This is a genomic window from Xenorhabdus siamensis (genome assembly GCF_037996745.1).
Lineage (GTDB): Bacteria > Pseudomonadota > Gammaproteobacteria > Enterobacterales > Enterobacteriaceae > Xenorhabdus > Xenorhabdus indica.
The window spans coordinates 102,767-119,687 of sequence record NZ_JBBMXE010000008.1; the positions used below are offsets into that span (position 1 = coordinate 102,767).

The following is a 16,921-nucleotide window of genomic DNA, read 5'->3' on the forward strand; positions in this document are numbered from 1 at the left end:
AACAATCATTGACAAAGATAAAATCACGGGAAGTATATTGACCGCTTCAAGGGCAATCTCTAACATCTGTTTATAACTCCTCAAGGTTTAATTAATCTCATCCCGACGAAGCAATTCTATTGTTAAAACCATCATAATGTCCCGTTAAAAAAACATAAGCATATTAAATTAACCATTTGAAGTTAAATAAAAAATGACCCACATTGGTGAGCCATTTTGATTAATTAAGTTCAGTTAAGAAAACCATCAAGCCAGTTTGGATTTCCCGGTGGTGGTATCCGACCAGGCCATCATGATAGAAGATTGAGTTTGTCTATCCAATGAATCAATAAAACCACTATCGCCAATTGCTGGCGCAAAACCGCTCATTGCCTGAACCAATGAATCTAATGCATTGGCAGAGAGTGCCGTATATTCACGTTCGCCACGTGCGTCTTTACTGCCCATTTGTGTGATAATGTCCGCACGGTTGCCATTGAAGTAGTCAGTAAACGTCACCGAACCGATTGCTTCAAACTGTCCTTGCTCAGAAGTATCCTCAATATTACGGTTGGTTAACATAACCAGATCGTAGCCACTACGCTGGAACCACAAGTCTTGCCAGTTAAGATTGTTGAAAACGATCTTGTCACCGTGTTTGATATCTTGAACCACATTATCAATCACATCTCCACTGACTACATAGCTGTTAACCCCTGCGCCGCCTTTAAAGTTGTTCTGATATCCGCCCAACACCAACAGATCGTCACCATCGCCGCCGTCAAATTGACTGAATTTAGCAATGACATCCGCGATCAGGTGATCATCACCAGCCCCGCCATTGATCAGAGCATGATAACCCATCAGCTTGATAGTATCGTTACCCACCCCAGCATCAATCTGGTTATAGTTGCCGAAAACCGTAGCAAAATCATGACCATCACCCAAATCAACCTGATTGTTGTTACCGATAGTAATCACGTAATCCTGCCCTTCTCCGCTTTCAATGCGATTGAAGTTACCGGAGGCGACGATATAGTCACGTCCTCTGCCAGTCTCGATCACACCACCTTCACCAAAGGCAAAGACCTGATCATCTCCATCCCCCATGTAGGCATAGTTAATACGCCCCGCAACTACAGCGACATCATTACCCTTGCCGCCAAACATGATGTTTTCACGCCCCATCAAAACCCCCATATCATTACCTTCACCACCGGTGAAGATATTGGAGGTTCCTAAAGCGTAATAAACATCGTCACCACGGCCACCCCAGAAGTTATTGTTATCTCCCAGATAAGCGCCCAGATCTTTTCCGTCTCCACCCCAGTTAAAATTGTAGTTACCAAGAGAGACATGAATGTCGCCATCACCTTGCAGATGACCACTGTTGCGCAGGAAATCGAACGTTTTTTCCTGCATATGTAGCAGATCGTCAGTCAGGTTCTGTTTCAGGTTGGAAACTAACTCTTTCATTTCTTTCTGTTTATCCTGGCTGAACAGAGTTGCAAACAGGTTTGGCAGGTTCAGGAAGTTAAACCCGAATGGACGCTCTGAGTGCTCATCTTCTGCTGTCGGTACAGCACCAACATTTTCAGTTGGCTCCACCTGCTCAGTTGGCACTTTTTCTTTGATTCCGTGATTTTCAAGGAAAGAATTTAATCCATCTGCTCCTGCCGACAGGTTTGTCTTCAAACCATTACGTAGTGTTTCCGGATCAATAAATGCCTCCAACTGGCTGCCACTGAATTCACCGATAACTTCCAGCATTTCCCGCAGAATAGCAACGCCATCCACCGGTTGATTTGAGCGGGAAACAATAGCGCCATCCGATGTATAATCCACGTTAAAGATATCGGCTAATGTCGTATCTGCATTCACGCTGGCAAGGTTCCTCAACAACTTGTTTTTAAGCTGACGAGGCAAATCCGTCGGACTAAAAGTAAAAGTGGTTTTTGCCATTCCTGTTGAGGTGTATTGCTGCGTCATCAAACCAAACAGTGAACCAAGATTGATATCCAGAATTGACTGGATATTGTCACCGAACATAAAGTTCCAGTTACCGGTTGTTACTTGAATATCAGCACCTTGCCCGCCAACAGCGAAATTAAAGGATAATTTCTCATTTGCCTGCCGGAGCTTATCTGCCCGACTGAGATTACCTAGCCCAGGTTTATTCCCCGCACCACTTAACCATTGATTGTATTTTTTATTCAGTGTGCTTTCGATATCACTCTTTAGGCCACGGCCACTACGTTTATATTGGGAATCAATCTGAGTCAGCGACATATAATCCACGTTACTGGTCATATCAAGCCCTGACATATCCTGTAGATATTTCTTCACACTTTCTACCGTCCACTGTGCTTCCTGCTCAGACAACCAGTCAGGGGCAGAGAATGAGCCGGCAATATTTTGCAAGATCCCCGATATGCGGGAGACGCTATCAAATGGATTAAGCATCGGCGGTGTCGGGATGGATTTATCCATCATGACCAACAGATCATTACTGCGGCCTTGATTGAAACTGATATTCCGGTTTCCGATAAACAGTTGCGCGCCTTCCAATGCCTGATAACCTGCAATATTGACGCTGTGTTTGCTGTCACCATTCCCCAGATGAACCATGACATTGTTGTCACCAAAGGCCAGCGATTTGAAACCACCCGTGCCGACTTTAATACCAACGTTGGTAGTTCCCCAGTTAATGGTTGTAAATTCGCCGTCTCCTGCCTGTACCTGTACATTACCGGAATAACTCATCGGGTTATTGGACGTCATTTCGACAGGGTAATCCTCATACTGATATTGTTTCGGTGCATGGAATACTTCGGTATTGTCTGTAATAACCCCGCGTGCCCGGTTTTTTCTGCTATCTGTACGCAGATTGCCTACACGAGCAAGCGAAACATCGTTTTCAGAGACATTATTGCGTATACGTTCTGAATGACCTTCCAATTCTCCATTCTCGTTCCAGTTCAAAACGATTTTATTGTCGAAGATCTTATTTTCCAGCGTATTATGTTCTGTTTTCGTATACTTACGCCCTGATTTACCGATCACAACATCAGTGCGACGGGCAGATACCGTGGTACGGATCCCATTTTCATCAAGAGCTGAAATCAAGCGATAAGCAAAGCCATCCCGCTTATCATCACTGAGCAGAGAACACCCTACCAGACTGATATGGTTGAGCTCCCCTCCATATTGGAAGCTATTTTTAAACTGTTTTAACCGCATCGCTAGCTCAGACGCAGTGTAATCACTTAGAGTCGTATGATTAAATCCATCAATATCATCACCGCCGTGCCCAACAACCTGCCAGCGTATTTTACCGTTCAACAAGTTTGGATCACCGTATACCACCTTATACTGGCCATTGATATCAAGCTGGACAAGTACACTCTCGTTTGGGTGCTTACCGGTCAGATAAGAGACAGAGTCGGCCACAATAGGATCATCTTCAAGCTGAATAATGACCTGACCATCAAAACGCATTTTTTTGCGTTCTAATCTCGGAAAGACATCAACAACTTCCCACGTATTGACATCCTGGTTATTCAATGGACGAAGTCTCTCCAGCGTATTTCTCATTGGTGAGCCATCAAAGATTTCCATTGCCAAAATATCTTTCATGGTTGTTTTGTCGCCAATTACCGGACGATAAGATGCCAGTGTCTGACCATTCAGCACAATCACACGATCGAAAGTTCTTTCCCTCTGACCATTTTTGGACATTTTATAGCCTTCTGCCATGTTCAGGCCTGAACGGCTAAAGAAACGTGTAACGTATTTACTGAATTTTTCCACAGATGAAAACTCCACAATCCCGACATTCGGATCATAGAATCCATACATCCGGTTCTCTCCACTGCCTTTTGACCATGCCGCCATTGCATGATCCAATGTATCCAGCTCCAGCAGAATCGGTTGACCATCTACACTGGTGGCAGTGATTTTTTCAATCATACCTTTTACGGTTAGAGCCTTCTCACCGTGCAGTTTCTCTTTCCATACCTTGAAAGTATTGTCTAACATCGGATCTCTGGCATAGAGTGCAGACAATGTACCCAATAACTTACTGGCGTTGGCTTGTTCAACTTCGGAATACAACTCTGGATGGCTGAGTACCGAAGCGGCAGAGTAAAGTTTATTCAACAAGTCACGGCCAACATTTTCCTGACCGTCATTTTCAAGCTGTTTTGCCAGCAGAACTAATTTAGATAACGGTACACAGCGTCCGCCAAAACCATCATTGGACAAATTCAGCAGTAGCAATTGTGGCGCTAGATGTTCACTTGCCTTAGGATCTACTGCGCCAGTGGAAGTAATATCACGAAACAGCCGGCTATATTTCTCTGTTTTTGGCCAAAGAGTAATTTTCAGTACCCGGTTTTCAATTTCCCATGCCAATGCCCCTTTCTGCTCCGCTGTCCAGTTCCCTTTGACCAACAGATCCACCAGTTGTTTGATGTCCATATCTGAATGGAAGCCATCCACAATACGCTCAGCATGGTTATGTTTGTAACCCGACAGGAAATCCTTCGTCACACGCAGATCGCGCTCTATGCCCACTTCATCAATCTGAGGTTTCAGTGCCTGCATATAGCGTCTCAAATCACTCTTGATGCCTTTAAGAACAGTATTTTCCTGTACTTGCTGATTGGGGCCAGACAGGTAAGAAACAATTTTATCGGCATACTGACTCATCAATTGATAACTAGATTCATGACCATGATAAGTTCGTTCCCCGGAAATGTTATAACCGTCTGTCATTAATCTGGTACGGAGTTTTTCACCTTCATTACCTAAACCTTCATTGTCGGTCAGCAACATAATTGGCGTCTGCTTCGAAATCCCCCGTAGATTCTGTTCTACCGAAAATTTACCATTAACCGCTTTTGCCAATACACCAGTAAGGCCAGAGGGATTCGGTATTTCATGAGCAGTGATCGCCTTAGTCATGCTTGGCATCGGCCTGTCTAACAGTAAACCGGAAACAGCCATACCTTGTCTGTCAGCGTAACGAGCAAGATCTGCCGCAATTGGCGCTCCCATTGAATAACCGTGAATAATGATGTTTTCCGGCTTAATACCACGATCATTAACCAGATAACGGAACATAGTACGTACATCCTGATACATGCCTGATTCCCCCGGATAGCCATCGCTGGTGCCGTAACCCCGCATATTGACCGAGAGCATATCAATACCCTGTTGTTGATAATGCGGCTGAATTTTACTCGTTTGCTCTTCAACGGACGCACCGGAGCCATGGATAAACAGCACAACTTTATTTGTCATGCTTGTATGTGACGAACTTTGTGCCTGATTATTTTGCTCACGATTACTTTGTACCCGATAGTAATAACCTTCTAAGCGCCCGATTTCACCCTGTAAGGTAACTTTTTGTGCAACACCCTGGTTTACTGCCAAATTGATCTTGTTTTGTACCTCCTGACTGATCCGGCGACGTTCTTCTTTTGCACCATACAGTTCATTGTTTATGAAGCAAGTCAATGGATTACGCGGTTCTCTCTCACGCGGTAACGATCCATCGTTTGAGATAGCAACTCTCTCCAGTTCATACTCATTGGTTTCATTATTCAGAATTGCTTCAAATGGCTTTCCATTGAGACGAAGATGTTTTTGTTTAACTCGTTCAATATGAACTGCTTGCTGCAATGACCGACCGAAGTCAAACAGATCATTTGGTGTCCAGACACCAAAGGTTGGTCGCCAGGTCTTGCCGAGCACTTTCTCCGCGCCTCCCGCCTTGAGAATACGAGCAACGACACTGGAACAATTCTTGGACAGTAACTGATAACGGGCATCCGGATCACTGCTGATTTTATTCCATTCAGCCTGCATTGCTGCCACATCAAGCCCTTCCAGATTGATGCGGTATACCCGAGCAGGTTCAGTTTTCCTGTTTTTGAAATCGGTAATTTCTGCCAGCTCTCTTTCAGCAAATTGATGCATGACGTCGGCAATTGCACTTTCCATACGTTTAGATGTCTGCCTTTGCGCTGCCATACGTAAGGTTTCGGCAAAATTCCGGCCGATTTCGTGCATATCTATACCGGGATCAGCCCATTGCGCAAGAAATGGCCGATAAATATATTCCGGTATTTCAGCAGACTTAAGCAGTTCAGGATTAGCAAGGGCCACCATCGCAAAACTTTCACTGACATCCTTGAATTTTGCATCGACCCCTTTGGCTATTCTCAGTTTTTCAATAAACTCTTTCAGTTCAGCAGAACCATCAACCAACCCGAAATCGTCGCCCTCTTCAGCCTCAACATCGAATGTTAACGTTGGAGCCTGAAAAGCGGGTTGACTAAGGTCATACCAACGAAGCCGCAGATCCGGTTGATCTTGTGTTGAGATATCAAACATCTCGCGTATATCGACCGTTTTACTCCCTGCCGGCCACCAACTGACATAATTTATTTCATTCAAATGCTTGGCATCATCTGCATTGACCTGAACACGTCCCTGACCAATTTGCAATGCTACATGGCCAAGGGTGCTGTACTCACTTGGCCGCCAGACATACAGTGTTGCACTGACAGGGGATAAATGCTGTTCAATCTCCAGATGGACTTTTTTCAAGCCAGCTATATCAATGCCCCGGCCATCTTTCGCCAGATCACGGGGCGAAAGTTTGGAAAAGACCGCATTTGTGACATCTTGACCATACTCTTTGGTCACGGCTGTCATAACCTGTTGCAGCCCGGCATCAGCGGTATTTCTGGAAATATGCAAACTGAACTGACCACGTGTCACAAAATCGCCCTGTGCATCCAGATAGAGATGTTTGCTATCCTTGAGATTGGCGTTATCCAGTTTGTTGTACAATTCACTGAAACCACCTTGGCCTGAGCTTCTCAATGTCGGCTCTGCCAGTACCAATGATTCCGTCAGGCGTGTGTTAATTTGGGAAAGCAGCAGTTTCATCGCTGGTGCCCGCCCAGATTCAGAATGCCCAAGCAAATAACCTTCCACCTGTTGGTGTAAATCAGTTAATTTTTCAATGGCATCCAGTGAGTAATCCGGCTTTTCCAGGAGGACTTGCTCATAAGCACGCAGTGCTTCAATCACCTTGCGGTAACTTTCCCCCAGTGGCTTACCTTTAACATAAGCCTTTTTCTGTAACTCATCACCTGACATCAAATTGATGTCAGGCAAATAACGCCAGACACCATCCGCTTTTTCCGCGAGAATACGGGTATGACCTCCTTCAAGGGAAATAATATGATTTTCCACCAGCCGCAACTCAGCAGGGAGTTGCTCATAGTTTTGGTAATTAGCAAAGATGAAATGTTCGATGGTTTTCATCTGTGCTGGATCTTTCGGATTATCAACTTTTATGGTTTTAAACAGAGTAGATCGGTTTTCCGCCCAGGGAAGAACTTCAAAGCTGTTATGTAAGCCTTCGCGTATCAAAATATTACGTTCAGTCCGTAAACGATAGAATGGAATCGCTTGATTTAACATGCTATCGATAGCACTCAACTTGATATCCAGATTTATCAGTGAATTGGCGTGGTAACCATCAGGATCTTGTTCAAGATAGCTTTTCTGCTCAGCCGTGCTCAGTGAATCAAAACGTATTTTTACTCTGACACCGGCATCAGTCAATCTACGGCCAATGGATTCCAATGGCTTGTCCCGGTAGTAATATACTGGTTTATCCAGCAAGCGAATTTCATTGACCAGTCCTTCACGTTGCAATTGACGCAATACAGGCAATTCAACATTCCAGAAGAAATTCTTTAAACGCAACCCTCCCGGCACAATGACATAAATATCGTCACGTGCACCGGTCGCATAAATAGAACTCCAGAATCCGATATTACTTCGTGCAGCTTCATTAATGGCAGCGTGCAGGTTTTGTTGTTTTAAGTCATCAGGATCAAGAGAAATATTGACCCAATCCTGCAATTTCCGATTGAGTTCAAGAGCAAGTACGTTCCCTTTCACATCAATATCGTAAACCACTTTTTTACCATCTTTCTGCGCAGCATCCAGTACATAGCGGTAGGCACTGAACTCCAGGCCTGACCAGAATGAAACAATACTTTTCTCACCATGAGGGGGTTCAAAGCTATAACCAAAACGTTCCAATTTAGTCATAAATTGAACGCGCTTATCCCAGTCAAAATCAATGGTGGAATCAACAAACAACTTCGCCAGCGGTGCAATTTGATCTTTAGGGATGGTGTGTCGAATAACATTAAAAAAATTCTCAATAAAGTGAGTCAGTTCATACCTGATGTTGTCATTTATCTCAATATCAACACGTTCACCGCCCGGTACAGGAATGTAGTTATCTTGTGAAAGCTCTCCGCTCCGATCATTATTTTTGCTCAACCAACGGTAGATATCCGCTACTTTCGCCGCCCTTGCAGCAATAAAAGGATATGTCGCTCCATTTTGCTGGGAACTCTGACTGCTTTGTGCAACTTGAGAGGTGCTGCCTGAACGGGGATCTGTCCTTCCCAACGCTTTCAGCCCAGTCAAATCCAGACCGGAAATAGGTTGTTCTTTTCGGTTTTCCGATCCTGATACATTGGTTATCGGTTCAAATACGCCAACAGACGAATGACTATTATTTGATTGATGTGATGACTGCGGTGTGTGTAATGGCCGTGGCACATGAATGGTGTTCGTATGCCCGGCACGAAGACCTGCATTGATCTGTAGACGTTCGACAGCTTGTTTAGCATCTGCAAGTGCAGACAAATCCTTATCTGACTCTTGCAACTTCTGGCTGAAAGTGCCAAGTCCCTGCATTAAGGAACCAGAGCCAATATGGCTGGCTGTATTACCGGCGCCTTTTGCTTCATAGGCTTTACCTGACCGGCCACTGCCAGCATTGGTAAAGTTCGGTTTATGCGCATTGTCCTTCGCTGTGGTTTCTACCTCAGCCTCAATCTCCTGAAGAGTCTGATAACTATTCTGTGCGGCTTTTTCAGCCTGTTTCTGTTGTGTCAATGCCTCTTCTTTCCGGTATTCTGCCTTAGCCTGAGCATCCGCAACATCTTTCTGCGCATTCAGTTGATCCTGTTTAGATTTAGCGACATTGACTTCTGATTTATCCAGCGCGATTTCTATCTGATCCTGTTGTTTTAAAATAGTGGAAAGTGCATTATCCAGTTGCTGTCCTGCCGTTTCTTTTTCCCTATCCAGTTGTGTCTGAAGGTTGTCCAATAATCCGCCAGCAAAATCCTGACGCCACTGTGCCCCTGATTCTCCCTGATAGCTTGCGTATGTTGGGTTATTCAGACTGTCAAGTGCTATGGTTTTTGCCAGCAATTCATCCGTCACAGCCTGCTCTTCTTCCTTGATAGCACTAAGCTGTGACAGTCCGTTGGTGTTCAGGGCATAAAAATCAGTCGCCTCTAACTGAGATTGTGTTTCTGCAATTGCCGCCCGTTGTTTCTCTTTTTCCCGCATCAGACGTTGACGGTCTGCTTCTGCGTTTGCCTTATCATGCAGCACATCACCCGCCACCGACATTTGTGACGTGCGTTTCACTTGTGCACTGTCAGAACGATTTGAGGTTGCAACGATATTGTCCAGAATATAACCACTGCCATCACTGTTACCGGTGCCTTTAAACGCCAGCCGGTTACTGCCCGCCTGCGCAACCAACACCAGTTGCTTGTGTTGCCAGGTGATTTCATCATTAGAAGATGAGAAAACCACCTGCTCATTCCAGAGGACTTCCAGACCGTTATCATCAGTACTGGCTGCACGCCTGGCAAAATCAAAATCAAGGGTGATGATTTCACCCGCTTCAAGTTGCCGGAGCTGCTGATAAATAGTGGTATTCGTATTCGCATCCAGCTCAGTGACATATTTACCGTGTCCATAGTTACTCAAGCCATAAGTGTCGGCGGAATACTGAGCTTCCATACCCTCGGCAGATGCCCAACCTAGCTCTCTCGCTTCAAAGTCACCATTGATAATCAGATTGGGTTTTTGTGTTTTCAGCGGCTGTTCATCGGCATTCATGATGTTTTTCAGTTTGCTGACGTCCGGCGTATTGAGCTGATTCACCGAAGCCTGCAAATCCGTAGCTAAATCTGACCTGACTTCCGCCATTTCAGTCAGTTTGAAACCGTTCAGCGCATTGACTTCCGGCAGATTAATGGCACCACGTCCCCGGTAACTGCCGGATGAATTTGCCTCATCGCCATATACCAGAAAATTAATGCCCTGACTGCCCGCCACGCCCAATAACGTCTGTTTTAATTCACTGAACATCGTTGCCAATGTATGGCTTTCGGTGTGACTGGAAGCCAGCGCAAGATTGTAAAAATCACCATTACCGATTTGAACCGCAACGTTATTGCGAGCATAGGAGGCGTGGATGTTCATCCCGTCGCCCACGTGGATATTGGCATTGCCTGTCCCTTTCATTACCGAAACAACCAGGCCGTCCCCCACTTTGGTGTTGATATTAAATTGCCCCCACGCCACACTGACAGAAACACCGTCACCGATTTTGGTATTCACATTCAAATCACCGTGGGTGGCCACGACACTTAAGCCATTCCCCACGCTGGTCGTGAAATTACTCTTACCTTTTGCAGCGATAACCTGCATCCCATCGCCAACTTTGGTGACGATATTGCTTTGACTCCACAAGGCGCTGAAGCTGTCGCCCTGCCCCACCTGTGTCACGATATTGGCATCACCTTTCGCCAGCGTAACTTGGCGCCCCTGGCCGACTTTCGTAATAATATTCGCTTTTCCCCAGGCACCGATATAATCCTCCCCCTTGCCCACATGGGTGAGGATATTGGCTGTTCCCTGCACAATACTGACCGTCTGCCCGTCCCCAATTTTGGTAACGATATTGGCTTTCCCTTTGGCAAAGCTATAGTGATTGCCTTTCCCCACGTGGGTCATGCTATTGGCATCCCCCCACGCGGCATTGACAACCAGCCCCGCGCCCACTTTGGTCAGAATATTCAAATGACCTTTAGCAAATCCCACCGTATTGCCGTCACCCACATGGGTCATGATATTGCCAAATTGAGAAACCAGCAGGCCGGCTGTTGTCCCCGCGCCCACTTTCGTCAGGATATTGCCTTTACCTAACAATAAACCGGCTGTCATGGCCTGCCCGACATGAGTTATCACGTTTGCCTTGGCTGCCGCGACAACCCCCAGAAAATCATGCCCGACTTTCGTCACCACATTGGCTTCACCCAGGGCCAATACCCCCGTCATGCCCTGACCGGCATGAGTCAGGATATTGGCCTGACCAAACATCGCCGCCAGCGTTGTGCCATCACCGACTTTTGTCATGATATTGGCCTTGCCGACAAACAGCCCCACACTGGTGCCGTTACCCACATGGGTATAAATATTAACCTGGCCTATCATCAACGCCGCCGTCAGATCACGACCAACTTTGGTCAAAACATTCGCCTCACCCAACATCGCGGCAAAGGTATTGCCATCACCAATGTGGATCATGCTGTTACCAGTTCCTATCATGGCGGCGAGGGTTTCACCGTTCCCCACTTTCGTCGCTATATTGCCTTTGGCCACCATCAGCGCGACACTCAGGCCATCCCCCACATGAGTAAAGACATTGCCCAGGGCCACCATCAGCGCCAGAGCCTGGCCATTCCCCACTTTGGTAAAGATATTGCCCCCGCCGGCCATCATGACGTACGCATCCCCCTGGCCGACATGGGTAAAGATATTACCGACGGCCAGCATGGCGGCGACAGTTTCACCATCCCCTACTTTGGTAAAGACATTGCCTGCTGCGCCCATCGCCCCCAGCGTTCTGCCGTTACCGACATGGGTCAGCACATTGCCGACACCGAACATCATGCCGGTAGTCTCTCCGTCCCCCACTTTGGTCAGGATATTGGCCCCGCCCATCATTACACCGGTGGTTTCTCCCTGCCCGATATGGGTCAATACATTGGCCCCACCGCCCATGACGGCAAAAACCTGACCCTCCCCTTTTCGGGTCAGGATATTGGCGCCGCCCAGAGCGACAACTTTAGTCTGGCTGTCATAAGGAGCCTGTAATGAAAGGGCAGGAGATAGGTTGATATGGGTGATAACGTTAGCAAAACCGCCCCCATTGAAACGCAGTTGCCCTTTTCTGCCTTTCTTGAAAATAACATTGGCAGCCCCAGCGCCATCAAACTCAGTGTCACCGGTTTCTGAATTATGCAGAATCACATTGGCCAACCCTGCGCCCTTAAAGTAAACATTGCCACGGGCCACATTGGATTTAATAACATTGCCGCCGCCTGCACCTTCAAACCGGACATCACCGTGACTGTCATCCTGTTTTTGGGATAACAATTCCTGTTCACTGAACTCATGTATATTGTCAATCCGCTCAGAAGTCACACGGACAGTATTTACACTGTAATGGACATCACTGAGTGTGTAACTGCCTTTACCGAGAACTTTGTAGCCAGAACGAATATCAACAAATTGATTTGCTATATCTGCTGTTTGATCACCGGCTTTATACCAAGGTGTGGCAATGTATTTCAGCTCACCAGTTTTAGGATCATTAGTTAGTTGCACGACCACAACTTTGGTGTATCCTTCCAACACTTTGGCGTACAGATAGGTATTTTCCATCCGGTTGGATTTCACCGGCTTGACAGCAACGGTCGAACCATCCGTTGAAACCGCATAACCGCCCATTCGGGCATCCGACAAAGTAATGTTTTCCGCTGCGATCTGGACACCACCGGCATACGTTACCCATTCATTTTCCGGTAGCTCACTTTCCATCGCATGTACCGTAAATGGCTGGTGTTGTTCAACCGTCAGATTTGACAAGGTATAGGCACCATCAATATCGACCACTTGATAACCACCGTAGTCAGAAACATCTTGAGATGCCAGATTTTTGAGATGATTTCCCTTTTTATACCAAGACGTGGTGTAATATTTCAGCCTGCCCGTTTTAGGATCATTATGAAGATGAATTTTATTAACTTTTGTATATTCCTCATCAGCAAATGCAAATAGATAGGTATTTATGTCTCGCGTGGATTTAACACCAATGACTTTCTGTGATTCTTCAATCCAGTTTCCTCCCATCGTTGCGGTGGTTAGTACAATTTCTTCTGCTTTTGCGTAAGCAATGCCTTCACCACTGAAACAATCAGCCAGTCCCTTACGGGTAATTTGGTTATAACCTCCCCCTCCGATAAAATGAATATTGCCGTGGGTGACATCTGAGTAGAGATGGTTATAACCGCCCCCCCCTTCAAATATAATGTCTCCGCTGTTTCCCCGACGATATAAATCATTATAAGCTGCTATCCCTGAATAGTGCACATTACCAGAATACCCATCATGCTGAATAACTACCCCACCAGCCCCACCAGAGAAAGTAATTGTTCCTTCCCCTTCTTTATTGATTTCCGCATATCCCGCCGCACCTTTGACATTCAGATTGCCAGTAGTATCACTAATTTTCAGGTAGGCAGAGCCACCAACGACGGTATCATTACCTGAACCGGTATAAACCGAAGCACCAATAGAGCCTAATGTAATATGATCATTACCGCCATAAGCATGTATTTGACCACCAAATCCGATGGCAACGATATTATTATCACCATCATCGGCGGAATAATTTCCTGTAAAAAAGTATTCAACACTTCTCCAAAATGGTTTTCCCATAAATAAATCCCGGAATAAATGCAAAATTGAAGATAAAAAAACCCAGTTACAAAACGTAACTGAGCATCAGTATTTAAATAGATTTAAAAAATGAATATTTCAAGAATAAATTGAAATCGATGATATTTAATCTGGTCAATTTATTAGATTGATACATAAAAATAAGTTAGCCAGCAGACAGAAATTATCAATTGGAAAGTACCCCGTTTTTACGTTTAAAATCAATATAGTTAAATTACAAAGTCTGTTTAACCACCATACTTAGTCCCAATACTCCCACTCAAATGACATAAAAAACATCTGATAATATTTTTAATTATATTACTTATAAAAAATATATAGCTCATATCTAATCAATCATCAGATAATAATGACGGTGTTATTTTTAAATTGATGGTAAAAGAATGATGGCTCACTGATGTGAGCCATTTTCGTTAATCATATTTAGTTAATAAAACCGTCAAATCAGTTTAGTATTCCCAGTTGTGGGTATGTATTAACTTGACTATTCCTATCGTGCCTGCCAGGCCGGAATTAAAGAACAGATCATTGATCTCACCATGAATAATACAGGTATTCGGGATACAGCCCGGACATTACATATCAACATTAATGCTATTGTTCGCACTTTAAAAACTCTGCCCACGATGTGTAATAACGTTCCCTTTGGATAACATGGAAATTCATCTTATCTGCGAAGTTGACGAAATGGAGTCTTTTGTTGGAAACAAAAAGCAACAACGTTGGCTATGGTATGCTTGGGAATCGCGGCTAAAGCGCATCATTGCACATACTTTCGGAAAACGAAATAAGAAAACGCGCAAAAGACTTTTAAAAAAGCCCTCTCGATTCAACGTAGTCTTCTGTTGCACAGACAATTTCAAAGCTGACAATATGTTACCGACGAATAAACCCCTCGTTGGAAAAACATTTACGCAGCTCCTACGAAATCGAATTAAAAGGTTGAACCGTAAAACACTCGGTTATTCAAAATCGCTGGAAATACATGACAAAGTCATCGGGACTGTTATCGAAAGAGAATGTTGTATTTAGAGTCTATCAACACGTTGAATACATAACCCTATTCTTAACATGGCGACAAACTCCATTTATTTAATGAAACTTAATGAAAGCAAATTCCAGAATAAAAAAATAGCACTTTTCCAGTAATCTTCCAACAGTCATACTATATAACTTTTCAAAATGATAGGAGTATTCCTTACCCCTGCGTGGAACACAGGGTAATGGAGCACTAAGCATATTCTGTGTATTTACTGTTCTAACATCATTTAATATTCTTAGTTGTCTTAAACGAATTGCTGCAATTGAAGCAGACACATTAAATGTTATTTTTAACTTTGAAATTATACAATTGAAATTATGAATATTACATATCTGATCATCCACATATATAATCCCATTACTGAAATTTTTAATATTTAATTTTCCTATCAATCTTTCAACAATACGAAAAGTATCAGACTTAGGCATTAACATACAATTAGAAAACATATTTGCTTGCCACTCTAGCTTTTTCCAAATAGTTTTATCCATCAATTCATTATTACTTAAAGCCAAGAAGTTTTTTTCATATTCATTATATATTTTATATTGTTTAGAGATAAACTTAGAGTGAAGAATATAATGACCAATTTCATGTGCTAATGTGAATCTCCAGCGATGTGAATTAGTTTCTAACGTATTACTAATTTTAATAACATTGTTCTTCAAATCCATGCAACCTAGCACTAGTCCTTTAATGTCATGCTTACCTAAATCTTCTGTAAAGATAAAGTTTACACTATATATTTCTTTCATGTAAGACATCAATTTCGTAAGATCTATGGGAGACACAGAATTATTACAAGATGATTTGTCCAATAAAGATAAAGTGATTTTATCTAATTCATTGTAACCGAGATAAATTAAATTATTGTGTGTTCTATTTTTTGCAATCTTTACTTTTCCATGGTTAATATATTTTTCAATTTTTGTTCCATTAAAAATAAATTTATTAAATAAATCTATAAAGGAAGATGTAAAAAGACCATCATAATAACTAAAGATATTTTGTGAATTAGCTATAAAATCTGGATTGAGTAGAGCTTCTATAGATATAGAAGAATCTTCTTTTTCACGTACGATTTTGTTTACAGAAATCGGTTTGCGTTCTAAAATCCATTCTATTTTTGAATCAGGTAGGATACGTGCAAGTGCAATACCTGTATTTTTTGCTACAGTAAAGACACTTTTTTCTGATATTCTGAATTACTGAAAAACATTCCTTTAACATTAGAGCCCACAATTTGTCTCATTTTTGAATTGAACTCTTCTATATCGTCAACAGGTATTGAGCTAGAATAATTTTTACATTCAATGATAACTAATTGCGAATATTTTTCTTTACCTTTTATAAAGCATTCAATCGAAATATCTACAATTATATTACTTTCTCGTTCTTTAGAAGAATAAGGCTTCTTCTGATGGAATGTGCATAAATTAGGATTTAACCAAGTATTCCCACTGTTCACATATTCTTGAATCAACAAGAAAACTTCATTTTCAAATTTGTTTCCTTTTTCCACGGTATTCAAAGCAAATTCCCTCTCATTATGATGGTAGTTCTTTAATTTCAAATACAGCTCGCTAGTAAATTTACATTTTGTTGAAGTAAAGACACCAAAGTGCTTAGTTCAGATGCACCTTCCTTTGGTGGAGGATAAACACCATATTTTCTGATTGAAGGCAAAACATCTTCAAATACCCAGTCTTGAAATCGTAAAGCAGCTTCACTTTCATCAATTGTAACGATTCGGTACAGACCTGCTTCAGTGACATAAAAGTCGAAATTTGCTTCGAATTCATTTCTTTTATCTAATGTTATTATAACTCTATCTTTTTCTTTCAAAACAGAAGATAACTTGCTTAATAGACCACTAAACCCCTTTCTTTTTGTTCTGGAAGATTTATTATATTTATCAAGGTTTACGTTATCCTTCACTAAAACTCTAATAACGTCAAGAAAGCAAAACAATATTCTACCATCTCGCTCTATAGTTCGTATTGGAACTTCACCATGACTGCTAGGATAAAATATTTCATGTTTAGTCTGTGCCATATAGCTACTGCTTAAAAGTTATGAACATTTAGATGCCAATTATATATAAACTTACTGATATTATCCAAAGGACAGCTCAAATTTATAAAAAGACATTTATCAGAATAAAACTCCATAAAAAACAACAAATAC

Annotated in this window: 4 protein-coding genes and 1 pseudogene; 1 reads left to right on the top strand and 4 read right to left on the bottom strand. The window is 43.0% G+C overall.

The annotated features are described in order from the left end of the window. Positions 1 to 246 precede the first annotated feature (246 nt). Complete coding sequence (gene rtxA, locus AAC852_RS08800; protein ID WP_340620711.1) at positions 247 to 13,671, bottom strand: MARTX multifunctional-autoprocessing repeats-in-toxin holotoxin RtxA; 13,425 nt, start codon at positions 13,669 to 13,671, stop codon at positions 247 to 249. A 500-nt stretch (positions 13,672 to 14,171) separates the two neighbouring features. Between rtxA and AAC852_RS08805 the strand changes: the two are divergent. After that, a pseudogene (locus AAC852_RS08805) lies at positions 14,172 to 14,724 on the top strand (IS1 family transposase); the annotation flags it as partial. Between the two features lie 60 nt (positions 14,725 to 14,784). Here AAC852_RS08805 and AAC852_RS08810 read toward each other — a convergent pair. The 3 genes from AAC852_RS08810 to AAC852_RS08820 all read right to left on the bottom strand — a co-directional run bounded on the left by AAC852_RS08810 (position 14,785) and on the right by AAC852_RS08820 (position 16,789). After that, a complete protein-coding gene (locus AAC852_RS08810; RefSeq protein ID WP_340620712.1) occupies positions 14,785 to 15,489 on the bottom strand; it encodes an ImmA/IrrE family metallo-endopeptidase in 705 nt (234 codons plus the stop codon). Between the two features lie 416 nt (positions 15,490 to 15,905). Then, entirely contained in the window at positions 15,906 to 16,256 is a 351-nt protein-coding gene (locus AAC852_RS08815; RefSeq protein ID WP_340620769.1) for a restriction endonuclease, read from the bottom strand. A 47-nt stretch (positions 16,257 to 16,303) separates the two neighbouring features. Continuing rightward, on the bottom strand, positions 16,304 to 16,789 hold the full coding sequence (locus tag AAC852_RS08820; RefSeq protein WP_340620713.1) for a BRO-N domain-containing protein: 486 nt from the start codon (positions 16,787 to 16,789) through the stop codon (positions 16,304 to 16,306). Between the last annotated feature and the right edge of the window lie 132 nt (positions 16,790 to 16,921).